The organism is Ferrovibrio sp. GW821-FHT12B10, assembly GCF_058807515.1.
Map to the genome: position 1 here is coordinate 2,710,387 of NZ_JBXAQT010000001.1, position 23,077 is coordinate 2,733,463.

At 64.3% G+C, this 23,077-nt stretch carries 17 protein-coding genes; 7 read left to right on the top strand and 10 right to left on the bottom strand.

From position 1 onward, the window contains the following. Positions 1 to 93: 93 nt before the first annotated feature. Both AC1RRT_RS13695 and AC1RRT_RS13700 read right to left on the bottom strand, forming a co-directional pair. Positions 94 to 3,231 (bottom strand): efflux RND transporter permease subunit, encoded by a 3,138-nt coding sequence (locus AC1RRT_RS13695; protein WP_493014361.1) that lies wholly within the window; start codon positions 3,229 to 3,231, stop codon positions 94 to 96. 24 nt (positions 3,232 to 3,255) lie between these two features. Then, positions 3,256 to 4,374, bottom strand: a complete 1,119-nt coding sequence (locus tag AC1RRT_RS13700) for an efflux RND transporter periplasmic adaptor subunit (RefSeq protein WP_493014362.1) — start codon at positions 4,372 to 4,374, stop codon at positions 3,256 to 3,258. 217 nt (positions 4,375 to 4,591) lie between these two features. On the opposite strand from AC1RRT_RS13700, the gene AC1RRT_RS13705 reads away from it, so the two are divergent. From AC1RRT_RS13705 to AC1RRT_RS13715, 3 genes are all read left to right on the top strand, one after another. After that, a complete protein-coding gene (locus tag AC1RRT_RS13705) occupies positions 4,592 to 5,518 on the top strand; it encodes a histone deacetylase family protein (RefSeq protein ID WP_493014363.1) in 927 nt (308 codons plus the stop codon). Between the two features lie 91 nt (positions 5,519 to 5,609). Beyond that, the gene (gene ettA / locus AC1RRT_RS13710) at positions 5,610 to 7,292 is read left to right on the top strand and encodes an energy-dependent translational throttle protein EttA (RefSeq protein ID WP_493014364.1); all 1,683 of its coding nucleotides are present in this window, start codon (positions 5,610 to 5,612) and stop codon (positions 7,290 to 7,292) included. A 20-nt stretch (positions 7,293 to 7,312) separates the two neighbouring features. Beyond that, positions 7,313 to 8,899: a class I SAM-dependent DNA methyltransferase gene (locus AC1RRT_RS13715; protein WP_493014365.1), complete on the top strand. Its 1,587-nt coding sequence runs from the start codon at positions 7,313 to 7,315 to the stop codon at positions 8,897 to 8,899. A gap of 3 nt (positions 8,900 to 8,902) precedes the next feature. On the opposite strand, the gene AC1RRT_RS13720 is transcribed toward AC1RRT_RS13715, so the two are convergent. The 3 genes from AC1RRT_RS13720 to AC1RRT_RS13730 form a co-directional block, all read right to left on the bottom strand. Further along, positions 8,903 to 9,790, bottom strand: a complete 888-nt coding sequence (locus AC1RRT_RS13720) for a DMT family transporter (protein WP_493014366.1) — start codon at positions 9,788 to 9,790, stop codon at positions 8,903 to 8,905. After that, positions 9,787 to 10,986, bottom strand: coding sequence for an MFS transporter (locus tag AC1RRT_RS13725; RefSeq protein ID WP_493014367.1), 1,200 nt, complete (start codon positions 10,984 to 10,986; stop codon positions 9,787 to 9,789). Before AC1RRT_RS13725 ends, AC1RRT_RS13720 begins: the two co-directional genes overlap by 4 nt. A gap of 116 nt (positions 10,987 to 11,102) precedes the next feature. Further along, the gene (locus tag AC1RRT_RS13730; protein ID WP_493014368.1) at positions 11,103 to 12,140 is read right to left on the bottom strand and encodes an ABC transporter substrate-binding protein; all 1,038 of its coding nucleotides are present in this window, start codon (positions 12,138 to 12,140) and stop codon (positions 11,103 to 11,105) included. 359 nt (positions 12,141 to 12,499) lie between these two features. Here AC1RRT_RS13730 and AC1RRT_RS13735 point away from each other — a divergent pair, with 359 nt between their 5' ends. The 4 genes from AC1RRT_RS13735 to AC1RRT_RS13750 all read left to right on the top strand — a co-directional run bounded on the left by AC1RRT_RS13735 (position 12,500) and on the right by AC1RRT_RS13750 (position 18,386). Beyond that, entirely contained in the window at positions 12,500 to 13,702 is a 1,203-nt protein-coding gene (locus AC1RRT_RS13735) for a pyridoxal phosphate-dependent aminotransferase (protein ID WP_493014369.1), read from the top strand. A gap of 107 nt (positions 13,703 to 13,809) precedes the next feature. Beyond that, a complete protein-coding gene (locus tag AC1RRT_RS13740; RefSeq protein ID WP_493014370.1) occupies positions 13,810 to 14,082 on the top strand; it encodes a ribbon-helix-helix domain-containing protein in 273 nt (90 codons plus the stop codon). Positions 14,083 to 14,157: 75 nt separating this feature from the next. Further along, the gene (locus AC1RRT_RS13745; protein ID WP_493014371.1) at positions 14,158 to 15,303 is read left to right on the top strand and encodes an efflux RND transporter periplasmic adaptor subunit; all 1,146 of its coding nucleotides are present in this window, start codon (positions 14,158 to 14,160) and stop codon (positions 15,301 to 15,303) included. Beyond that, a complete protein-coding gene (locus tag AC1RRT_RS13750; RefSeq protein ID WP_493014372.1) occupies positions 15,300 to 18,386 on the top strand; it encodes an efflux RND transporter permease subunit in 3,087 nt (1,028 codons plus the stop codon). The genes AC1RRT_RS13745 and AC1RRT_RS13750 overlap by 4 nt, the downstream gene beginning before the upstream one ends. Positions 18,387 to 18,390: 4 nt before the next feature. On the opposite strand, the gene AC1RRT_RS13755 is transcribed toward AC1RRT_RS13750, so the two are convergent. From AC1RRT_RS13755 to AC1RRT_RS13775, 5 genes are all read right to left on the bottom strand, one after another. Beyond that, entirely contained in the window at positions 18,391 to 18,738 is a 348-nt protein-coding gene (locus AC1RRT_RS13755; RefSeq protein ID WP_493014373.1) for a hypothetical protein, read from the bottom strand. 151 nt (positions 18,739 to 18,889) lie between these two features. Then, complete coding sequence (locus AC1RRT_RS13760; protein WP_493014374.1) at positions 18,890 to 19,891, bottom strand: ABC transporter ATP-binding protein; 1,002 nt, start codon at positions 19,889 to 19,891, stop codon at positions 18,890 to 18,892. Further along, positions 19,888 to 20,883, bottom strand: a complete 996-nt coding sequence (locus AC1RRT_RS13765; RefSeq protein WP_493014375.1) for an ABC transporter ATP-binding protein — start codon at positions 20,881 to 20,883, stop codon at positions 19,888 to 19,890. The genes AC1RRT_RS13760 and AC1RRT_RS13765 overlap by 4 nt, the downstream gene beginning before the upstream one ends. A gap of 8 nt (positions 20,884 to 20,891) precedes the next feature. Further along, positions 20,892 to 21,827 (bottom strand): ABC transporter permease, encoded by a 936-nt coding sequence (locus tag AC1RRT_RS13770; protein ID WP_493014376.1) that lies wholly within the window; start codon positions 21,825 to 21,827, stop codon positions 20,892 to 20,894. Next, the gene (locus tag AC1RRT_RS13775; RefSeq protein WP_493014377.1) at positions 21,824 to 22,798 is read right to left on the bottom strand and encodes an ABC transporter permease; all 975 of its coding nucleotides are present in this window, start codon (positions 22,796 to 22,798) and stop codon (positions 21,824 to 21,826) included. Before AC1RRT_RS13775 ends, AC1RRT_RS13770 begins: the two co-directional genes overlap by 4 nt. Between the last annotated feature and the right edge of the window lie 279 nt (positions 22,799 to 23,077).

Consider the following 23,077-nt stretch of genomic DNA (forward strand, 5'->3'; position numbering starts at 1 on the left):
TGTCGCGGCGGGTAAGAAACGGGTCCCGGTATAGGAAGGGCCCGCCCCCACGGAGTCTAGGTTATCAACTGATAACCTGACCTAACGAGGGGGTTACTCCGCCGGGGAAGCCTTGGGGTTATCCACATCCGGACGCTGCTCAAGCTCCGATAGTTTGCGGGCAATGAAGCCGGCCGGCTTGGTGTAGCGCGCCAGCAGCAGATACAGCACCGGCACCACAAACAGGCTGAGCAGCGTGGCAAATGTCATGCCGCCGACGATGACCCAGCCGAGCGCCGAGCGCGACTCGGCACCGGCGCCGTGGGCGAAGGCCAGCGGCACCGCACCGAAGATGGTGGCGATGGTGGTCATCAGAATCGGGCGCAGGCGGGCGATCGAGGCTTCGACGGCGGCCTCGTAGATATCGCGGCCCTCGTCGCGCAGCTGGTTGGCGAATTCCACGATCAGGATGCCGTTCTTGGCGATCAGGCCGACCAGCATGATGATGCCGATCTGGCTGTAGATATTCAGCGTCTGGCCCGCCAGCAGTAGGGCCGCCAACGCACCGGTCACCGCCAGCGGCACCGACAGGATAATGATGATCGGATGAATCCAGCTTTCGAACTGGCCAGCCAGTACCAGGAACACCACGATCAGCGCGAGCGCGAAGGTGACGAAGATGGCCGATGAGGAATCCTTGTATTCGCGGCTCTGGCCGGCATAGGAAATGCGCACCTCCGGCGGCAGCACCTCGGCGGCGACACCGTCCATATAGTCCAGCGCCTGGCCCAGCGTGTAACCGGGCACCATGGACGCCTCGATCATCACCGAACGCAGGCGGTCATTGCGGTTCAGCTCGCGCGCGTTGGCGCCTTCCTTCAGCGTCACCAGGCTGGCCAGCGGCACCAGCTTGCCACCTGTGTTGCTGCCGCGCACGTAGATATTGTTCATGTCGTTCGGCGTGACGCGCTGCTCTACTGGCGCCTGCACCAGCACTTTGTACTGCTTGCCGTCGCGCTGGAAGTTGGTCACCTCGCGCGAACCCAGCATGGTTTCCAGGGTGCGGCCGACGGTTTCAATCGGCACGCCCAGATCGGCGGCGCGGTCGCGGTCGATCTGCACCTGAACCTCCGGACGGGTCGGCAGATAATTCTTCTTCACGCCGAGCAGGTTCGGGTTCTGCAGGGCGCGCTCGATCACGCGATCCGACCATTCGTCGAGCTGCGCATAGGTGGCGCCGCCCAGGATGAACCGCACCGGGGTCTGCGCACCCGGCAGGCCGAGGCTGGGCGGATTGACGACGACCGCGCGCACGGAAGTCAGGGTCAGCAGTTTCTGGAAGGCCTGGCGGGCGACGTCCTGCTGCTTGACGTTGCGGTCGTTCCAGTCGGCCATGCGCACGACGATGAAGCCGGAATTGACCGGTGAGGGCCGGCCGCCGAAGGCCGGCGCGACATTCGACTGCACGACCGTCACCGCACCGGACTTGATGAAGGGGTCGAGGGCCTGTTCGATGGCGATCACGGCCTTGCGGGTATAGTCGTAGGAGGCGCCCTCGGGCCCTTCGACGATGACGAAGAAGACACCGCGGTCTTCGGTGGGCGCAAATTCGCGCGGCAGCACCTTGAACATCAGGAAAGCGGCGACCGACACGGCGATGCCGATGGCCAGCACCATCATCGGCGCGCCCAGCGACAGGCGCAGGATGCGGCCGTAGCCGTTGCTCATGCCGACGAAGAATTTCTCCGTCACATGATAGAATCGGCCTTCTTCCTTGGCGTCATGCAGCAGCTTGGAACACATCATCGGCGTCAGCGTGAGCGCAACGAAGCCCGAGAACAGCACGGCGGCAGCCACGGACATGCCGAATTCGCGGAACAGGCGGCCGGTATTGCCGTCCATCAACGAGATCGGCACGAAGACGGCGATCAGCACCACGGTGGTGGCGATGACGGCGAAGCCGATCTGGCGTGATCCGCGTAAAGAGGCCAAGAGCGGCGGCTCGCCCAGCTCGATGCGGCGGTGAATGTTTTCCAGCACCACGATGGCGTCGTCGACCACCAGGCCGATGGCCAGCACCAGCGCCAGCAGGGTCAGCACGTTGATCGAATAGCCGAGCGCGCCGATCACCACGAAGGAGCCGATCACCGACACCGGAATGGCGACGGCCGGGATCAGCGTGGCGCGCCAGGAGCGCAGGAACAGGAAGATCACGCCGATCACCAGCGCCAGCGCGACGGTAAGGGCGTGGAACACCTCGTAGATCGACTGGCTGATGAATTTCGACTGGTCGTAAGTCATTTCCATGCGTACGCCGGTCGGCAGGCTGCCCTGCAGACGCGCCACGGTGGCGGCGACGCCGTTGGAAATGTCCATCGCATTGGCCTTGGACTGGCGGATGATGCCAAGGCCAATGGCGGTAGTGCCGTTGACGCGCTGCTCGGTGCGGTCGTCCTCGGCACCGAGTTCGACCTTGGCTACTTCGCCCAGGCGCAGCAGATAGCCGTCCTGCTCGCGCAGCACGATGTTGCGGAACTGGGCGGCGGTGCGCAGGCCGGATTCGGCGCGCACGGTGAACTCACGCATGTTGCTTTCGATGCGGCCCGAGGGCAGCTCGACATTCTGGCGGCGGATCGCCTCTTCGATGTCCTGCACTGTCACGTTGCGGGCGGCCATCGCCATGCGGTCGAGATAAACACGCATGGAATAGCGGCGTGCGCCGTAGATGTTCACCGAGGCGACGCCGTCGATGACCGACATCTGGTCGACCAGGAAGCGGTCGGCGTAATCGGTCAATTCAAGCAGGTTCAGGCGTTCAGAGAACAGCGAGATGTAGATGATCGGGCGGGCATCGGCCTCGGTCTTGGCGATGATCGGCTGGTCGGCTTCGTCAGGCAGTTTGGAGAGCACGCGGCCGACCTTGTCGCGCACGTCGTTGGCGGCGGCGTCGACATTGCGGGTCAGGTTGAACTCGATGCTGATCGAGCTGGATTCCTCGCGACTGGCCGAGGTGATCGAACGGATGCCCTCGATGCCGGCCACCGAATCCTCGATCACCTGGGTGATCTTGCTTTCGATGATTTCGGCCGAGGCGCCGCGATAGATGGTGGTGACGTTCACCGCCGGCGGATCGATATCGGGATATTCGCGCACCGCCATGCCGCGCAGGGCGAACAGGCCAAAGATCACCAGCACCAGCGACAGCACGGTGGCGAAGACCGGGCGTTTGATCGAAACGTCGGAGAGGACCATGGCTTCGTTCCCGTGCGGCGCGGCTTAGCTGGCGGATTTGGCGGGAGCGGCCCCGGAAACCGGCGGAGCGCCCGACTGCGTATTGGTCTGGCGCACGCGCGAGCCGTCGCGCAACTGCTGCAGGCCGGTGACGGCGACCTGGTCATCGGCATGCAGGCCGTTGGTGATCTGGGCGAGACCGGGCAGACGCTGACCGATGGTGACGCGGGTGCGGGTGGCCTTGCCGTCGCGGATGATGAAGACGAACTGTTCGCCGCCCTGGGCCAGCAGCGATTCCTCGGGCACCATCATGGCGTCGGGCACTTTGCCCATGCTGAGCGAGACGGTCATGAACATGCCGGGCTTCAGCACGTCGTCAGCGTTAGGGATCTGGGCACGGACGCGTACCGCTCGGGTGGCGGGGTCGACGCGGCTGTCCACCGTGCTGACCACACCATCGAACTTGCGGCCGGGCATGGCGGCGGCGCGGGCGTTCACCGTGTTGCCGATGGCGATGCCGCTCAGCACAGTTTCCGGAATTTCGAATTCCAGCTTGATCACGCTGGTGTCGTCCAGCGTGGTGATGATGTCGCCCGGGCGCACCAGCGCGCCGAGGCTGACGCGGCGCAGGCCGAGCTTGCCGGCGAACGGCGCCTTGATCACGCTGTCGGAGAATTTCGCCTGCTCGGCCCGCAGGCGGGCCTCGGCGCCCTCATAGGCCTTGCTCAACTCGTCCAGGCGGGCCTGGGCGACGGTCTTGGTTTCGATCAACTGCCTGGCGCGGTCATAGGCCAGCTTGGCGCCGTCACGGGCAGCGCGCAGGGCGCCGATATTGGCGGCGCCTTCGGCTGCTTCCAGCTCGACCAGGATGACCCCGGTCTTGACAAGCTGGCCTTCCTGGAAGTTCAGACGCTCCACCATGCCGGTGGCCTTGGCGGTGATGGCGACCGCCTCATTGGCCTGGGCGGTGCCCACGGCCTCGATGGTGCGGGTGATGTCCATGCGCCTGACCGGCACGGCCTCGACCGGAATGGCCGGTGTGGTGGCTGCCGCCTTGGGCGCCGCCTGCCCGCCGATGAACGGCAGGCTGTCACGATACGCATAACCAAGCGCGCCGCCGGCCGCGAGCACGCCGATCACCAGGACCTGACCCCAAAGCTTCATTGCCCTCTACCACCCTGTCCATACGGGGCGCCTGCAGACGCACCCCGTAAAATCCCCCGGAACTGCCGTTTCAGGGCCGCCTGACGGCGGTCCTGCTGATTTCGGCACTCATATGATCTATTGTATACGTGGGTCGGTGCAAGGTCCTGCGGTTTCAGTTGAAATTGTCGTGTCGGGGCCAGCTGGGAGGAGATGAATTGATGGTCATGGTGCTGATTTGGTAACCGGCCTGTTCACCCATGCCGCCTGCCTTTCCCATGATACGGGAGACGGCCATCCGGAATGCCCGGAAAGGCTGCAGATGATCCTGTCGCGCCTGGAGGAGGAGGAGTTTGCCTATCTGGAGCGTCGCGAGGCGCCGCCAGCAACGCCGGAGCAGATCGCGCGTGTCCATCCCGGCGACTATGTCGACCGTCTGCTGCGCGCCATCCCCGAACGGGGCTTGAGCGCCATCGATGGCGATACCATCGTTTCGCCGGGTTCGGGAGAGGCGGCGCTGCGGGCGGCCGGCGCCGTCTGCGCCGCCATTGATGCGGTGATGCAGGGCGAGCTGCGGAATGCCTTCTGCGCCGTGCGCCCGCCGGGCCACCATGCAGAACCTGATCAGGCCATGGGTTTCTGTCTCTTCAACAATGTTGCCATCGGCGCTCTGCATGCGCGCGCCCGCTGGGGTCTGAAGCGGATTGCGGTGATCGATTTCGACGTACATCACGGCAACGGCACGCAGGCGGCTTTTGCTGCCGATCCCGATCTTTTTTACGCCTCAACGCATCAGATGCCGCTCTATCCAGGCACTGGGCGGGCGCATGAGGAGGGCGTGGCGGGCAACATCGTGAATGTGCCGCTGCCGCCCTACGCCGGTTCGGGTGAATTCCATATCGCCTTCGAACGCATCCTGTCGAAGCTGGAGGCTTTCGCGCCGGAGCTGGTGATCATCTCGGCCGGTTTCGATGCCCATGTCAGGGATCCGCTGGCGCAGCTGCAATTCACCGACCAGGATTATTACTGGGCAACCGAACGCCTCGTGGCACTGGCCGACCGGACGGCCAAAGGTCGGCTGGTGTCGGCCCTGGAGGGCGGCTACGACCTGCGGGCGCTGGCCAGCGCCACGGCGGCCCATGTGAAGGCCCTGATGGTGGCCTGACCCCCTGTTATGCGGGGCCCCGGGATTGCCCCGGCAGCCCCGTTTCTGTACAACTCGGCCGGATTTAGACTTCCAACGCCCGGAGCGAAAAATGGCGTCGTATCAGTACATTTACGTGATGAAGGACCTGGCCAAGACCTATCCGGGCGGCAAGCAGGTCCTCAAGGGCATCTGGCTCAGCTTCCTGCCGGGCGCCAAGATCGGCGTGCTGGGCAACAACGGCGCCGGCAAGTCCACCCTGCTGAAGATCATGGCGGGCCTGGACAAGGAATTCACCGGCGAGGCCTGGGCTGCCGATGGCGTCAAGATCGGCTACCTGCCGCAGGAGCCGCAGCTCGATCCGGCCAAGGATGTGCTGGGCAACGTGATGGAAGGCGTGGCCGAGACCAAGGCGCTGCTGGACCGCTTCGAGGAAGTCTCGATGAAGTTCGGCGAAGTCACCGACGATGATGAAATGAATGCGCTGATCGCCGAGCAGGCGGAGCTGCAGGAAAAGATCGATGCCGCCAATGCCTGGGATCTCCAGCGCAATGTCGAGATCGCCATGGACGCGCTGCGCTGCCCGCCGGGTGACGCCGATGTGAGCAAGCTCTCGGGCGGTGAGAAGCGCCGCGTGGCGCTGTGCCGTCTGCTGCTGTCAAAGCCCGACATGCTGCTGCTCGACGAACCGACCAACCATCTCGATGCGGAATCGGTTGCCTGGCTCGAGCGCTTTCTGCACGAATACGAAGGCACAGTCGTGGCGATCACCCATGATCGCTACTTCCTCGACAATGTCGCCGGCTGGATTCTCGAGCTCGATCGTGGCTCGGGCATTCCGTGGGAAGGCAATTACTCTTCCTGGCTGGAGCAGAAGGAAAAGCGCCTGGCCCAGGAAGGCAAGGAAGAGGATTCCCGCCGCAAGTCGCTGGCCCAGGAACTGGAGTGGGTGCGCCAGAGTCCGCGCGCGCGCCAGGCCAAATCCAAGGCCCGCCTCAAGGCCTATGAAGAGATGCTGCAGCAGCAGAACGACAAGGCTGCTGATGCCGTTTCCATCACCATCCCGGCTGGTCCGCGCCTGGGCAATGTGGTGATCGAGGCAGAGGGCCTGTCCAAGGGCTTTGGCGACCGCCTGCTGATCGACAAGCTCGACTTCAAGCTGCCACCGGGCGGCATCGTCGGCATCATCGGCCCGAACGGCGCCGGCAAGACCACGCTGTTCCGCATGCTCACTGGTGGTGAGCCGCCGGATCAGGGCGAACTGCGCGTGGGCGAATCCGTCAAGCTCGGCTATGTCGACCAGAGCCGTGACAGTCTGAATGACAAGAAGACCGTCTGGGAGGAGATCTCCGACGGCAACGACATGATCACGCTGGGCAAGCGCGACGTGCCGAGCCGTGCCTACTGCTCGTGGTTCAACTTCAAGGGCGCCGACCAGCAGAAGAAGGTCGGGATGCTGTCGGGCGGTGAGCGCAACCGTCTGCATCTGGCCAAGATGCTGAAGACCGGCGCCAATGTGCTGCTGCTCGACGAACCGACCAACGATCTCGATGTCGATACGCTGCGTGCGCTGGAAGAGGCGCTGGAATCCTTTGCTGGCTGCGCCATCGTCATCAGCCATGATCGCTGGTTCCTCGATCGCCTCGCCACCCACATCATGGCCTTCGAAGGCGACAGCCACGTCGAGTGGTTCGAGGGCAACTACCAGGATTACGAGGCCGACAAGAAGCGCCGCCTCGGCGCCGATGCCGACCAGCCGCACCGTATCAAGTACAAGCCACTCGAGCGGCGCTAAGCCGGTTTGATGAACCGGCCATGAACCGTAAAGAGCGACGGGCCCAGAAAAAATCCGGTGGTGGTGCCGCGCCGGCGGCGGGCCAGCCGCTGGTCGCCCGCGCCGGTGCTGGCGGCATCAGCGACATGCTGATGCATCTGGGCGGCGTGAAGGTGCCGGTGCAGCCTGTGACAGTGGCGGTCGAAGCGCCAGTCGATCCGTTGCATGCGGCGCTGGCGCAGTTGCGTCTGGATGAAAGCCTGGCCGCACGGCTCCTGCGCCAGGAACAGGCGCTCCACGACAATCCGGGTTCCGTTGCATTGCTGCATTCGGTCGCGCGCCTGCAGGTGCGGCTCGACCGCCGTGCCGATGCGCTGGTGACCTATCGCCGCCTGTTGGCCGTGCAGCCCGAGCAGGCCGAAGCTCGCCACATGATCGCCGTGCTCTCAGGCGTTGCGCCCGACCAGCCCGATGCGGCCTATGTGGAAAAGCTGTTCGACAATTTCGCCGACAGCTTCGACGACAAGCTGGTCAACTGGCTCGACTACAAGGCGCCGCAACAGGTGGCCGCGGCGACGCGCGCCGTGCTGGATGGGGCGATAGCGGAGCATGCCATCGATCTGGGCTGCGGCACTGGCCTGCTAGGGCCTAAAGTGCGCAAGCTCTGCGCGCGGCTGGATGGCGTCGATCTCTCCTCGCGCATGGTGGAGAAGGCGCGGGAGCGCGGCTGCTACAACACTCTAATGGTGGGTGAGATCGTCGCGACGCTGCAAAAGCGCAAGGCGACCTATGATCTGGTTCTGGCGGCCGATGTGCTGTCGTATTTCGGTGATCTGCGCATGGTCTTCACCGCGGTGCATGACAGCCTGCAAGATGGTGGCTTCTTCGTCGCCAGCGTCGAGCGCGGCACCGGCGCGCGCTATCACGCGACCAAGACCGGCCGTTACCAGCATGGCGAGGCTTACCTGCGCAAACGCGCCGCCGAAGCCGGCTTTGCCGTGATCAGCCTGGACGAGACCGTGCTGCGCCGGGAAGAGAACCGTCCGGTCGAAGGCTTCGTCTTCGCGCTACGCCGGCTGGCTGCCAATGAGCCGGGCGCCGAAGTCGCGCTTTCGACCGAACAGCTGCTCACCGGCCTCGATTCACCGGGGGCGGAAGCTGTGCTGGCGGCCGCCCAACGCACCATCGGCGAGGGCTTCACGGTCGGCTGGGCTGTCGATCTGGGTGGTCATCTGGGCCAGCATATCCTGACCCTGCGCAGCATGGCGCAGCATCTGGACATGGTGTCGCCCGACGAGGCGCGCAGTCGGCGCGCCTTCGAGGCCGGCATCTACGATGACAGCGATGCGGAAGAGATCATCCCCTTCCTCGAGAACCGTCCCGATCATTTCGACCTGATCCTGGCAGCCGACCTGGCGCCGCTGGTGTCCGACCTGCCGCTGCTGTTTTCGGCGGTGAAGATCGCCCTGGCGCTGGCCGGTGCCTTCATCGGCCTGTTGCCGGCCAATGCCTGCACGGAAGCCGAACTGCGCGAGATGGCGAAGGCGGAAGGTCTGTTCGTGCTGGCGGTCGATGCCGTGACGCTGCCCGACGGCAGTGCGATGCTCTGCTTTGCGGCCGAGAGCTGAGTTCTATTTCGTTGCGTTGAACCGCGTCAGCGCCAGGCCGGTGATCACCACCGCCGCGCCGATCAGCTGCGCGGCTGAGATATGCTCTCCCAGGAATGTCACGGCGCTGAGCATGGCGAAGACCGGGATCAGGTAGGAATAGACCACCGAGCGGGCGACGCCGATGCGCCGGATGCCCTCATACCAGAACACATAGCCCAGCGCGCCGGCGAGGATTGCCGTGTAGAGGAAGCTGGCCCAATGGCCGGTGCCCAAGGCGTCCCAGCGCATGTCGCTCCAGCCCCAGACCATGGTGGGTATCAGCAGCAGCGCACCGAACAGCATCGACCAGGCCGAGACATAGAGCGCGCCCAGACGCGCCAGATAGGGTGGCGACATCACGGAATAGAGCGCCCAGCAGAAGGCGACCACCACGAACATCAGATCGCCGATGACATGGCCACCGCCGACAGTAATCGCGGTCAGGCTGTTGTTGATCACCAGGAAGACGCCGCAGAAGGACAGCAGCACGCCACCCCAGGCCAGCAGCGACAGGCGCTGGCCGCGCAGGCTGCTGAAGATCATCGCCCAGATCGGGGAGGTGGCAACAAGAATGGCGCCTTTAGAGGCCGTGCTGAGTGACAGCGCATTGGTCCACAGCAGTTGCATCAGGGTAATGCCGAGGAAGCCGAAGCCGATCAGCGCCAGCAGGTCGCGGCGCTGCGGCAGCCTGATGCCTTCGCGCCAGGCCAGCACCGCCATCAACGTCAATGCCGCCAGCATATAGCGTGTCGAGGCATAGACGTTGGGCGGCATGACGCCCAGCACGTATTTCGCCGTAGGGAAAGTGTTGCCCCAGATGAAGACGGTGAGCAGCAGATAGGCGTCGCCGCGATCAAACCTGCTTTTCATGCGACGGCCTTTCGCCGGTCCAGGCTGCGCAGGCCCAGCGCCAGCAGCAGGCCGATACAGCCCGCCGCCAGCAGCAACCAGCGCCCGTCGCTCCAGCCGCCGAAATGGGTGACCAGGGCAGCCAGCGCCGGCGGGCCTATGAAAGAGCCGATATTGAGAAGCTGCACGACGATGCCGTTCACGGTGGCGATCTCGCCTGGCTCGCGCGCCTGTCCGGGTACGCTGGCCAGCACGGCTGCCGGCAGCATGCCGCCGAAACCGCTGGCGGCCATGGCGAGCGCGATGCGCAGCAGGACCGGAAGGTCGGGCGCGAAGCACAGCACGCCGAAGATGCCCATGCCGAGGCTGACGGTGGCGATAATGGCCCAGTGTGGCATGCCACGATGCATCAGTGCCGCCGAGGTGGTGGTGCCGACCGCATTGACCAGCACCACCATGGCCACGCCGATGGCGATGCCGGTGCTGCCGATCAGGCCGCTATCCTGCAGGTAGGTCGGCATCCAGGTGACGATGGAGAACCATTGCGTGGTGTAGCAGGCAAAGCAGCCGGCCAGCAGCCAGGGGCCGGAGCGCTTGATTGCCGCCGCGCTGAAGCCGCGCCCCTTGGGGAGAGATGCGCCGACGGTGAGGCGGTCGATGACGATGGCGGCGATGACGAGGATACCGGCCATGACTAGCCACAGGCCGCGCCAGTCGACCAGACCGAGATTGACGAACAGCGCGCCGAGCAGGCCGCCGGACACGCCGAGCGGCATGTAGCTGCTCCAGAAGCCGAGCGCGAGGCTGCGCTGGGCCGGCAGACTGGCGGCAGCGATCAGGCTAGGACCGCAGACCACGGTGAGCACAAAGCCCAGGCCTTCGATCAGGCGGGCGACGAGCAGCAGGATGGTGCCGGCCGCACCGTCGGGCGCGAAAGCGCCCAGCACGCTGCCGCAGGCTGCGATCAGCAGGCCAAGACTGACACTGCGCCGGCCGATCCGGTCGCTGGCGAAGCCGGCCATGATGCCGAGCGAGGCGCCGATCAGATTGACAGAGGAGGCCAGCAGGCCGCCAAGAACCAGATCAAGGCCGAATTCGGCGCGTAGCTGGGTCAGCAGCGGCGGCAGCTTGCCGATCTGCATGGAAACGATGATGCCGGCTGCGAGAACGGCGAACACCGCCTGCCAGTTGGTCCGGGTCTGGGGGGATGCGGTCATTGTTATGAGTGGCGAACTGCGAAAGACGGACGAGAAGGATACAGAGTCGACGGGGCACAAAAGAAAGCGGCGGGGTTTCCCCCGCCGCCTCACTGTATCAGCTTTTGCTCAGCCGATCACGGCATCATGCGGTCTGCCTTGGGCGGTAGGAAGCCTTCCTCGAACAGCTCGCTGGCCTTCGGCGCGCGCTCCAGGCCAGTGGCCGCAGCCACGGCATCGGAGGAGCGCTGCAGGCGGGCCATGTCGACGCCGCCGAAGCCGTTCTCCTTGACGTACTTGGTGATGACATTGCGCTCCAGCGACAGCTTCAGGCGCTTCATTTCCAGCGCTTCGTCGGTCAGGCCGTCGCGGGTCTTGGTCGCCTTGATGCCAACGTTCGGATCGGCGGCGATTTCCTTCCAGGCCTTGATGGTCGCCTTGACCACCGCCTTTATGGCAGCCGGATTTTCCTTGATGAACTTCGGCGAGGCCACGACGGCGTTGCCATAGAAGTCCATGCCGGCATCGGCATAGGGGAAGGCGATGATTTCGTCTTCCTTCACGCCGATCTTCTCCAGATCGAGGATCGAAGAGAAGTAATGCCCGCTGATGAAGTCGACGCTGCCATTCTTCAGGCTGGGCTCGCGCAGCGGCGGTGTCAGATTGATGTTGGTCACCTTGCTGCGGTCGATGCCGACCTTGGCGGCATAAGCCGGGAAGAGCTTGAAGGAGGCGTCGAAGACCGGCGCGCCGAGCTTCTTGCCTTCCAGGTCCTTCGGCGACTTGATACCGGACGACTTCAGCGCATAGACGCCGAACGGCGGCGCATCATAGGCCATCATCACGGCCTTCACCTGGCCGTCGGGGTTCTTCACGTTGTATTCGATCAGCGCGTTGATATCGGCAAAGCCCATATCGTAGGCGCCGGTGGCGACGCGTTGCAGCGCGCCTGCCGAGCCCTGGCCCGCATCGATGGTGATGTCGAGGCCTTCGGCCTTGTAGTACCCCTTCTGCTCGGCGACCAGGAAGGCCGAGGTCGGGCCCTGGAAGGCCCAATCGAGGGTGAATTTCACTTTGGTCTGGGCCACGGCCGTGCCGGCGGTCCCCAGCCCAGTCGCTCCCAGTGCCAGCGCAAGGCCGGCCGCCGCAAAGGTCATGCTGCGCGCGAAGGTCATCAGTAGTCTCCCCGTAGAACTGTTAATCCTGGCCGATCTTTGCGAGTCGGGTCGGTTGCAGGCCCGGCAGTCTATGCCTTGGGTTGCACACCCGCCAAGGGCGAATCGGACACAGGCCCAGGGCAATCTGTATGCAATTCCGGGACCAGCCACAGGTCCTGATGACAGGGGCGAAAACCGCTCGAAAAGCCATGCGCAGGGGGAAGGGGCAGGCTGGCTGCCCAAGCCGCCGCCGCGCTGCCCGGTTTTGCGGCAAAACATTGTCTGGTGACAAGTTGATATGTTGCACCGCCCAGAGGCCAGACGTATGGTTCGCCCGCCTTTCCCCTCTGTTTTCGCGCCTAGGAGTCGCAATCGTCATGCCGTTCCTGTCCGATGCTCTCGGTCGCATCAAGCCGTCCGCCACCATTGCCGCCACCCAGAAGGCCCGCGCGCTCAAGGCCGCCGGCCGCGACGTGATCGGCCTCGGCGCCGGCGAACCCGATTTCGAGACTCCGGCCAATATCCGCGAGGCCGCCAAGGCGGCGATCGACCGCGGCGAGACGCGCTATACCGATGTCGACGGCACCGTGGCGCTGAAGCAGGCGATCGTCGCCAAGTTCAAGCGCGAAAACAGCCTGGACTACAAGCCCGAGCAGGTCAGTGTCGGCACCGGCGGCAAGCAGGTGCTGTTCAACGCGCTGCTGGCCACTGTGAATCCGGGCGATGAAGTCATCATCCCGGCGCCCTACTGGGTCAGCTATCCCGATATCGTCAACTTCGCCGGCGGCACGCCGGTGTTCGTGACCGGCAAGGCCGATGACGGATTCAAGCTGCGCCCCGAAGCGCTGGACAAGGCGATCACGCCGAAGACCAAGTGGGTAATCCTGAACTCGCCGTCCAATCCTTCGGGCGCCGCCTATACGCGCGACGAGCTGAAGGCGCTGACCGATGTGCTGGTGCGCCATCCGCATGTCTGGATCCTGACCGACGACATGTATGAGCATCTGGTCTATGACAATTTCGTCTTCACCACCCCGGCCCAGGTCGAGCCGGCGCTGTACGAGCGCACGCTGACCATGAACGGCGTGTCAAAGGCCTATTGCATGACCGGCTGGCGCATCGGCTATGCCGCTGGTCCGCAGCAACTGATCAAGGCGATGTCGAACCTGCAGTCGCAGTCGACCTCGAACCCGTCCTCGATCAGCCAGGCTGCCGCCGTCGAGGCGCTGAACGGTCCGCAGGACTTCATCCCGAAGAACAACGCCGTGTTCAAGCAGCGCCGCGACCTGGTCGTCAGCATGCTGAACCAGGCCAAGGGTATCCATTGCCCGAAGCCGGAAGGTGCTTTCTACGTTTACCCGAGCTGCGCCGGTACCATCGGCAAGACCTCGAAGGGCGGCGTGAAGATCACCTCGGATCTCGATTTCGCCAATGCGCTGCTGGAAGAGAAGGGCGTCGCCGTCGTCTTCGGTGAAGCCTTCGGCCTGGCGCCGCATTTCCGCATCTCTTACGCAACGTCAACCGAAGCGCTGAAAGATGCCTGCGGCCGCATCCAGGAGTTCTGTGCCCAACTTTCCTGAGGGTAACTGGTGACGGCCGTCACGCCGACCGGGAAGGCTGTCTTGGCGCGGACATATCCCGATGCTAAGCAGCCTCGGTCACGGCCCTCCGGCCGGGCAGGTTCGATATGCCGACGACGGTAAAGAAACGCTCCGTCGTAGTTGGCGGACACCGCACCAGCATCTCCCTGGAACAGGCGTTCTGGGAGGCGATACAGGTGCTGGCCGCCGTCGACGGCAAGACCATCAACCAGGTGGTCAGCGATATCGACTCTGCGCGGAACGGAAATCTTTCCAGTGCGATCCGGGTGTGGGTTCTGGAGCGTGCGAAAGACGGGCTGCTGAAACCGACGGATACCGCCGACAGAGCGGTGCCGCCGGCAGGGAAGCAGGAACAGTAGCGTACGGCGTTCGGGGGACTATCGACATCGCAGTGTAGAGGCACTCCCGCCCGGCCGTGTGCAGAAGAGGCGGCGATGCGTGTGAACTCCCCAAAACTCTCGGTCATGGTTGCGGCCCTGGTGCTCGTGCTGCTGCTGGCCGCCTGCGGTCAGGATGCGCCACCGCCCGAACCGATCCGCCCCGTGCGCATCACCACCGTCGCGCCGCAGATCTACGAGAACCGCTCGAGCTATACCGGCGAAGTCCGCGCCCGCTACGAAACCAACATGGCCTTCCGCGTCGGTGGAAAAATCGTCGCGCGCTATGTCGAGATCGGTTCGGAAGTGAAGAAGGGCACGGTGTTGGCCCGCCTCGATCCGGAAGATACCCGCCTCGCCATCCAGAATGCCCGCGGCCAACTGAGCGCCGCGCAAGCCAACTTCAATCAGGCCCAGACCGAACTCAATCGCTACAAGAAGCTGTTCGAAAGCAAGGTGATCAGCCAGGCCGAGCTGGATCGCCGCCAGAACACCTACAACACTGCGGAAGCCCAGCTCGACAGCGCGCGTTCCCAGATGCGGGTTGCGCAGAACCAGATGGATTACACCGAGCTGCATGCCGATGCCGATGGCGTCGTCACGGCGATCGGCGTCGAGTCCGGGCAGGTGGTGGCCTCGGGCCAGACCGTGATGAAGCTAGCGCGGCCGGAAGAGAAGGAAGTGGTGTTCAACGTCGCCGAGAACCGACTGGACGAATTGCGTCAGGCCACTGGAATCACCATCAGCCTCTGGGCCCAGCCCGATAAGGATTACACCGGCGTGGTGCGCGAGATCGCGCCCGGCGCCGATCCAGCCACCCGCACCTATGCCGTGAAGGTGAGCGTGCAGGCCGCGCCGCCCAGCATGCGGCTGGGCATGACTGCGACCGTGGCGATCATGCGGCGTGCCGATGTCAGCGTGGTTGCACTGCCGCTCGCCGCCCTCTACCAGGATGGCGACAAGCCGGCCGTCTGGGTCTATGTCGGCAGCGACGGCAATGGCGGTCAGGGTAAGGTTGAGCTGCGCCCGGTGCGCGTCGCCGCCTATATCGAGAAGGCCGTGCTGGTGGCTGATGGCCTGAAGGCCGGCGAGAAGGTGGTCACCGCTGGCGTGCACAAGCTGATCCCGGGCCAGACCGTGCGTCTGCTGCCCGAGGTGCAGGCAACCTCTTCGGCGGACATGCTGCCGGGGATCAAGTCGTGAGCCAGCCTGCGGCTGCCGGCCCGGAAGACCGTTTCAATCTTTCCGCCTGGGCGCTGCGCCATCGCAGCCTGATCGGGTTCCTGATGGTGCTGTTGCTGGCGGCGGGCGCGATGTCCTATGTCCAGCTCGGCCGCGCCGAGGATCCGGACTTCACCTTCAAGGTGATGATCGTGCGCACCAACTGGCCGGGTGCCACGGCGCGCGAAGTCGAGCAGCAGGTCACCGACAAGATCGAGAAGAAGCTGCAGGAGACGCCGTATCTCGACAATGTGCGCAGCTATTCCAAGGCAGCGGAATCGACCATTTTCGTCAGCTTGCGCGACAGCACACCGCCCAAGGCCGTCGCCGGTGTCTGGTATGAGGTGCGCAAGAAGGTCGGCGATATCCGGCAGAACCTGCCGGCCGGCGTGCAGGGCCCGTATTTCAACGACGAATTCGGCGACACCTTCGGCACTATCTATGCCTTCAGCGCCGACGGCTTCAGCCATCGCGAGTTGAAGGACTATGTGGAGGACGTGCGCGAGGAACTGCTGCGCATCCGCGACGTGGGCAAGGCCGACCTTCTGGGCGTGCAGCCCGAACGCATCTTCATCGAATTCTCGAACAAGCAGCTGGCCAATCTGGGCATCAATCCGCAGCAGATCATCAGTGTGATCCAGCAGCAGAACAGCCAGACGGCGTCGGGCGTGGTGCAGACCGCATCCGACCGCATCGCCACCCGGGTCAGTGGCGATCTCTCGACCGCGCGTGCCCTGCAGGAGCTGTCCTTCCAGGCCAATGGCCGGCTGATCCGGCTCGGCGATATCGCCGAGATCAAGCGCGACTATGCCGATCCGCCTGCCGCGCATATGCGGTTCAATGGCGTGGACGTGATCGGGCTTTCGGTCTCGATGGCCAAGGGCGGCAACATGATCGAGCTGGGCAAGCAGCTCGATGCCGCCATGACGCGGATCAAGGCCGACATGCCGATCGGCATCGAGATGAAGAAGGTGGCCGACCAGCCGACCGTGGTGCAGCGCTCGATCTCGGAATTCATGCAGGTGCTGCTGGAAGCCGTGGTGATCGTTTTGGGCGTCAGCTTCCTCAGCCTCGGCCTGCGCAGCGGCCTGGTGGTCATGCTCTGCATTCCGCTGGTGCTGGCGATCACCTTTGTCTGCATGCAGATATTCGGCATCGACTTCCACCGCATCTCGCTGGGCGCGCTGATCATCTCCCTCGGCCTGCTGGTGGATGATGCCATCATCGCGGTCGAGATGATGCAGGTGAAGATGGAACAGGGCTTCGACCGTTTCCGCGCCGCCAGCTTTGCCTATACCACCACGGCCTTCCCGATGCTGACCGGCACCCTGATCACGGCGGCCGGTTTCGTGCCGGTCGGCTTCGCCAAATCTTCGGCCGGCGAATATACTTTCTCGATCTTCGCCGTAGTCACCATCTCGTTGCTGGTTTCCTGGGTGGTGGCGGTGATCTTCACGCCCTATATCGGCTATACGCTGCTGCCGACGCCGAAGGCCGGCCATGGCCATAGCGAGGATGTCTACCATCGCGGCGTCTACCGCTTCGTCCGCCCGGTGGTGGAATGGTGCGTGGCGCGGCGCTGGATCGTCATTGGCGCGACGGCCGGAATCTTCCTGTTCAGCGTTGCCGGTTTCGGCCTGGTGCAGCAGCAGTTCTTCCCGTCTTCCAACCGCCCCGAGTTGATGGTCGACCTGCGCCTGCCGCAGGGCGCGTCCATCGCCGCCACCCAGACGGAGGCGCTGAAACTGGAAGCGCTGTTGAAAGACGACAAGGACATCGCGAATTACACGACCTATATCGGCAGCGGCTCGCCGCGTTTCTACTTGCCGCTGGATGTGCAGCTGCCCAACGAGAATTTCGCCCAGGTCGTGATCCTGACCAAGGGGGATCCAGAGCGCGAGCGCGTGCGCAGCCGCCTGATCAAAGCTTTCCAGGACGATTTCACCCTGCTGCGCGGTCGCGTCAACCGGCTGGAGAACGGTCCTCCGGTCGGCTTCCCGGTGCAGTTCCGCGTCAGTGGCCCCGATCCGATGGAGGTGCGCCGCATTGCCTTCCAGGTCGCCGACGTGATGCGCACCAATCCGAATACGCGCGACGTCAATCTGGACTGGAACGAACTGTCGAAAGCGGTTCTGCTGGATGTCGACCAGGCCAAGGCGCGCCTGCTGGGCATCTCCTCGCAGGACCTGGCCACCACGATGAACTCCATCGTCTCCGGCATGACCGTGACGCAGTACCGCGAAGGCCGCGAGCTGATCGACGTGGTGGCACGGTCAGAGGCCGGCGAGCGCCTCAGCCTGACTGGTATCAAGGATCTGAACGTGGCCGGCGCCGACAGCACCCGCCCGGTCCCGCTCAGCCAAGTGGCCGAGATCCGCTACGCGCTGGAAGAGGGCATCATCTGGCGGCGCGACCGACAGCCGGTGATCCTGGTGCGTGCCGATATCGTCGATGGTATCCAGGCTCCGGTGGTGTCGCTGCAGATCGAGCCGAAGCTGAACGAGTTGCGCAAGCAGCTGCCGCCGAACTATCGCATCACGATGGGGGGTGCCATTGAGGAAAGCGCCAAGGCCAATGCCTCGATCGGCGCCGTGGTACCGGTGATGATCATGATCATGGTGACGCTGCTGATGATCCAGCTGCAATCGGTGTCGCGCATGCTGCTGGTGCTGCTGACCGCGCCGCTGGGTCTGATCGGCGTCACGCTGGGCCTGCTGGTCTTCCACGTGCCCTTCGGCTTCGTCGCCATGCTGGGCGCCATCGCACTCGCCGGCATGATCATGCGCAACTCGGTAATTCTGGTGGACCAGATCGAGCAGGATATCGGCGCGGGCGAGGCGCCGTGGGAAGCGATTATCAATGCAACCCTGCGCCGCTTCCGCCCGATCATCCTGACGGCGCTGGCCGCCATCCTGGGCATGATTCCGCTGTCGACCAGCAACTTCTGGGGTCCGATGGCCTACACCATCATCGGCGGCCTGTTGGTCGCCACGTTGCTGACGGTGCTGTTCCTGCCGGCGCTCTATGCCGCCTGGTTCCGGGTGAAGCGCCCGGTTCAGGCCTGAAGGCTTACAAGGTCGACTCGATGTTGACCTTATCGGCTTTCACCTTGCTGGGCGTGTTGACCGGCTGATCGGTCCAATCCTCGCCGCCGGTGACCACGCAGGCGCGGCCGTCGGTGCTGGTGATCAGCAGCGTCCAGGAGCCAGTCTGCGAAACCAGCAGCTCGACGATGCGGTCGCCGACAACGCCGGCAGCCTGCGGCTGTTCGCCGAACCGCTGGTTCAGCATCTTGCCCATCTCGTCACGCAGGCCACAAAGCATCGGCTGCTGCTGTGCCTGTGCCGGCGCGCCGGCCATGGTGGTGATCAGAGTGGCTGTGAACACGAACGCACTGGTTAAGACGGCCTTGCGCATGGCGGCCTCCTTTGGGTGTGCGCGTCCGCGTCGGGCAGACGCTTCATTCACACGACCAAACTAGAGGCTTTGTCTTAAAGTTCCGTTTTTGGCGATAAACCGCCGTGACACGGCCGTGATAAAAGGCCGGCTCGTGATAAAAAACGGGCCGTCAGGCGGCGTCGTTCAGATGGCAGGCCGACAGGCGGCCGGGCGCAATCTCTTTCAAAGCAGGCACTTCCGTCCTGCAGCGGTCGAAGGCCCGGGGGCAGCGCGGATGGAAATGGCAGCCCGGCGGCGGGTTCAGCGGCGAGGGGATTTCGCCCTTCACCGGCATGTAGTCGCGCCGTTCAGCCACCAGCTTGGGGGCCTCGGCCAGCAGTGCCTGCGTATAGGGATGGTTCGGCGCGGCGAACAGCTGTTCGGTCGGCGCGCTTTCCACCACGCGGCCCAGATACATGATCACCACGCGGTCGGAGATATGCTCGACGACCGAGAGATTGTGGCTGATGAACAGATAGGTCAGGCCGAGCTGCTCGCGCAGGTCCATGAACAGGTTCAGCACCTGTGCCTGGATCGAGACGTCGAGCGCGGCGACGGCCTCATCGCAGACAATGAACTTCGGCTGCACGGCGAGCGCGCGGGCGATGCCGATGCGCTGGCGCTGGCCGCCGGAGAACTGGTGCGGATAGCGGCGGCGATAGCGTGGGTCGAGACCGACCTGCAGCATGATCTTTTCGACGTAAGCGCCCATCTCGTTGCGCTTGATCAGGCCGTGCGCCACCGGCGCCTCGCCGATGATCTCTTCCACCCGCATGCGGGGGTTGAGCGAAGCGTAAGGGTCCTGGAAGATCATCTGGACACCCAGCTTGTAGGCGCGCTGCTCGTCCTGGCTGCGGTCAGCGACGACCTTGCCACGATAGCTGATGGTGCCCTCGGTGGCGTCCAGGATGCCGGCGACAATGCGGCCGAGCGTGGACTTGCCGCAGCCGCTCTCGCCCACCAAGCCGACCACCTCACCTTCCTGGATGGACAGGTCGACATGATTCACCGCATGGACGGCGCGTTCCTTCATGCCGGCGCCGAACAGGTTGGCGATCTTGGCGGCGATATCCAGGCGCCAGACGAAGCGCTTGGAGACGGCTTTCAGTTCGAGAATGGGGGCGGCGCTCACGACACAACCTCTGCCGGCGACAGCGGCTTAGCTTCAAAGGGATGGTGACAGCGGGCGCTGTGCTGCGGATGCAGCTCGACGAGGTCGGGCATGGTGTCGCAGACCGCATCGGCGCGGCTGCAGCGGGCCTTGAAGCGGCAACCCGGCGGCAGGTTGAGCGGGGCGGGCGCCATGCCCGGGATCTGGAACAGGCGCTTGCCGCGCGGCATCGCGCCGGGCACCGAGCCGATCAGGCCGCGGGTATAGGGATGTTGCGGACGTTCGATTACCGTGGCGATCGGCCCGGTTTCGACAATCTTGCCGGCATACATGACCATGATGCGGTCGGCCAGGCCGGCCACGACCGAGAGGTCATGCGTGATCCAGACCAGCGCAGTGCCGGTATCGCGGCAGAGCTTGCGCATCTCGTAGAGGATCTGCCCCTGGATGGTGACGTCCAGTGCCGTGGTCGGTTCGTCGGCGATGATCAGGTCGGGCTTGTGCAGCAGCGCGGTCGCGATGGCGATACGCTGGCGCATGCCGCCGGAGAACTGGTGCGGATAGGATTTCAGGCGATCTTCCGGCGCGGCGATGCCGACGGCCTGCAGCGCCTCGACGCAGCGGGCGCGGGCGGCCTTGTCGCTGACCTTCTCGTGCGCTTGCACGGTCTCGATCATCTGGGTGTCGACGCGCAGAACCGGGTTCAGCGTCATCATCGGGTCCTGGAAGATCATCGCGATGCGCGCGCCGCGCAGATCACGCAGGCGCTCCGGCGTGGCGGTGGTCAATTCCTCGCCCTTGAACTTGATGCTGCCGGCGGCGATGCGGCCGGGCTGGTCGATCAGGCCGAGGATCGAGAAGCCGGTGATCGACTTGCCGGAGCCGGACTCGCCGACCAGGCCGAGGATTTCACCGGCCTCGACAGAGAAGCTGACGCCATCAACTGCGCGGACGATGCCGTCACGGCTCGGGAACTGGGTTTCGAGATTTTCGACCTGGAGCGTGGCGGTCATGGACTGGATCAGCGCTTGAGACGGGGGTTGAGCACGTCGCGCAGCTGGTCACCGACCAGGTTGATCGCGATGATGACCAGCGTGAGTACCACGCCGGGGAACAGCGAAATCCAGTAGACGCCGCTGAGCAGATAGTCGAAGCCGTTGGAGATCAGCATGCCGAGCGAGGGTTCTGTCACCGGCACACCGAGGCCGAGGAAGCTCAGCGTGGCTTCCAGCGTGATGGCGCGGGCGATGTTGATGGTGGCGATGACGATCAGTGGTGGCATGCAATTGGGCAGCAGGTGCTTGAGCAGCATGCGTGTGCGGCTGAGACCCAGGCAACGCGCCGCCTCGATATATTCCTTGTTGCGCTCGACCAGCGCCGCGCCATGGGCGGCGCGAGCGAAATAGGCCCACTGCACGGCGATCAGCGCAATGATCACCTTGTCGACGCCGTTGCCCAGCACCGCGAGCAGGATCAGCGCGATCAGGATGGCGGGGAAGGACAGCTGGATGTCGACGACGCGCATGATCAGGGCATCGATCTTGCCGCCGCTATAGGCGGCCAGCATGCCGGCGACAGCGCCGATGGCGAGCGCGACCACCACCGAGACCACGCCGACGACCAGGCTGATGCGCAGGCCGTAGAGCATGGCGCTGAGCATGTCGCGGCCCTGGCCGTCGCTGCCCAGGATGAAGGTAAAGCCGTCGCCGGACTTTTCGCCCGGCGGCTGGCGCGCATCCATGATGTCGAGGATGGCGAGGTCGTAGGGGTTCTGCGGCGACAGGTACGGCGCCAGCAGGGCGGCGAGCAGGAACAGGGCCAGCAGGACCAGGCCCAGGATGGCCAGCTTGCTCTCGGCGAAGTCGGCGACGATGCGCTTCCAGGGCGCCTCGGTCTTGGCGAGCGGCGCGCCGGTCGTGGCGGTGACTGGCGTTGCAGTGGCGGGAGCCTGGCTCATTTCACCTCTCCCAGGCGCACGCGCGGATCAAGCACGGAGTAGAGGATGTCGACGATCAGGCTGATCATCACCAGCAGGAAGACCACGACAATCAGGTAGGCGACGACCACCGGACGGTCGAGATGCACGATGGAATCGATCAACAACTTGCCGGTGCCGGGCCAGGAGAAGATCGTCTCGGTGATGACGGCGAAGCCGATAAGGCTGCCGAGTTCAAGGCCGGTGACGGTGACAATCGGCACCATGATGTTCTTCAGGATATGCACGCCAATGACGCGCGTCTCGTTCAAGCCCTTGGCGCGCGCGAATTTCACGTAATCCATCAGCATCACCTCGCGTGCGGTAGCGCGGGCAAGGCGAATGATCAGCGCGCATTTCGACAGGCCGAGCGTCAGTGCCGGCAGCGCCAGGTATTTCCAACCGGCCAGCGTCAGGAAGCTGACATGGATGCCCAGCACTTCCACGGTGGGGCCGCGGCCGGACGCCGGCAGCCAGCCGAACTGCACGGCGAAAACCATGATCAGCATCAGCGCGACCCAGAAGTTCGGCAGCGAGAAGCCCAGCACCGAACCGGCCATGATGGCGCGAGCGGTGACGGTCTGGTGGCGCAAGCCGGCATAGAGGCCGAGCGGCACACCGATGACGACGGAGAGGAAAGTGGCGATGAGTGCGAGTTCCAGCGTCGCCGGCAGGCGCTCGAGGATCAGGTTGATCGCGGGCTGGCCGAAGACGAAGGATTTGCCGAATTCGCCCTTCAGCGCCGAGAAGACGAAAGCGAGATACTGTTCCCAGACGGGGCGGTCGAGGCCGAGCGCGCGCGCGATGGCTTCCTTGTCGAGCTCGGTGGCTTCCGGGCTGACCAGGATGGCGAGCGGATCACCGATCATGTAGATGCCGATGAAGACCAGCACCGACATCACGGCCATGACGAGGGCCGCCTGCATCAGTCGTCTGATGATAAAAACCAGCATGAGTTAGAGACGCCCCGAAACCCTGTTCTGCCGGTGCCAATTCATGGTCGTTATTCCGGCCTCTCCTGACGTCAGCCTATACCGGAATCCCGTTTCAGTGCCTAGGCTTTCGCGTGAATGACCCGATAACGCGGCAACATGCCCTGACCCGGGTGATCCGCCCGGCAAGCGTGCAAAGGCTGCGTGCCGAGTAAGCAGAAAGATTATGGGTTGTGCCGCACGGACCATTGCCGGGATTGGTTTGGTGCGATGGCGTCCCTCTGTTCAGACAGATTCGCA

Bases quoted from the DNA above. Each gene is read 5' to 3' on its own strand.
- AC1RRT_RS13720 (WP_493014366.1), bottom strand. From the start codon at position 9,790: ATGAAAAGCAGGTTTGATCGCGGCGACGCCTATCTGCTGCTCACCGTC.
- AC1RRT_RS13700 (WP_493014362.1), bottom strand. From the start codon at position 4,374: ATGAAGCTTTGGGGTCAGGTCCTGGTGATCGGCGTGCTCGCGGCCGGC.
- AC1RRT_RS13735 (WP_493014369.1), top strand. From the start codon at position 12,500: ATGCCGTTCCTGTCCGATGCTCTCGGTCGCATCAAGCCGTCCGCCACC.
- AC1RRT_RS13725 (WP_493014367.1), bottom strand. From the start codon at position 10,986: ATGACCGCATCCCCCCAGACCCGGACCAACTGGCAGGCGGTGTTCGCC.
- AC1RRT_RS13715 (WP_493014365.1), top strand. From the start codon at position 7,313: ATGAACCGTAAAGAGCGACGGGCCCAGAAAAAATCCGGTGGTGGTGCC.
- ettA (WP_493014364.1), top strand. From the start codon at position 5,610: ATGGCGTCGTATCAGTACATTTACGTGATGAAGGACCTGGCCAAGACC.
- AC1RRT_RS13745 (WP_493014371.1), top strand. From the start codon at position 14,158: ATGCGTGTGAACTCCCCAAAACTCTCGGTCATGGTTGCGGCCCTGGTG.
- AC1RRT_RS13730 (WP_493014368.1), bottom strand. From the start codon at position 12,140: ATGACCTTCGCGCGCAGCATGACCTTTGCGGCGGCCGGCCTTGCGCTG.
- AC1RRT_RS13740 (WP_493014370.1), top strand. From the start codon at position 13,810: ATGCCGACGACGGTAAAGAAACGCTCCGTCGTAGTTGGCGGACACCGC.
- AC1RRT_RS13695 (WP_493014361.1), bottom strand. From the start codon at position 3,231: ATGGTCCTCTCCGACGTTTCGATCAAACGCCCGGTCTTCGCCACCGTG.
- AC1RRT_RS13765 (WP_493014375.1), bottom strand. From the start codon at position 20,883: ATGACCGCCACGCTCCAGGTCGAAAATCTCGAAACCCAGTTCCCGAGC.
- AC1RRT_RS13755 (WP_493014373.1), bottom strand. From the start codon at position 18,738: ATGCGCAAGGCCGTCTTAACCAGTGCGTTCGTGTTCACAGCCACTCTG.
- AC1RRT_RS13770 (WP_493014376.1), bottom strand. From the start codon at position 21,827: ATGAGCCAGGCTCCCGCCACTGCAACGCCAGTCACCGCCACGACCGGC.
- AC1RRT_RS13775 (WP_493014377.1), bottom strand. From the start codon at position 22,798: ATGCTGGTTTTTATCATCAGACGACTGATGCAGGCGGCCCTCGTCATG.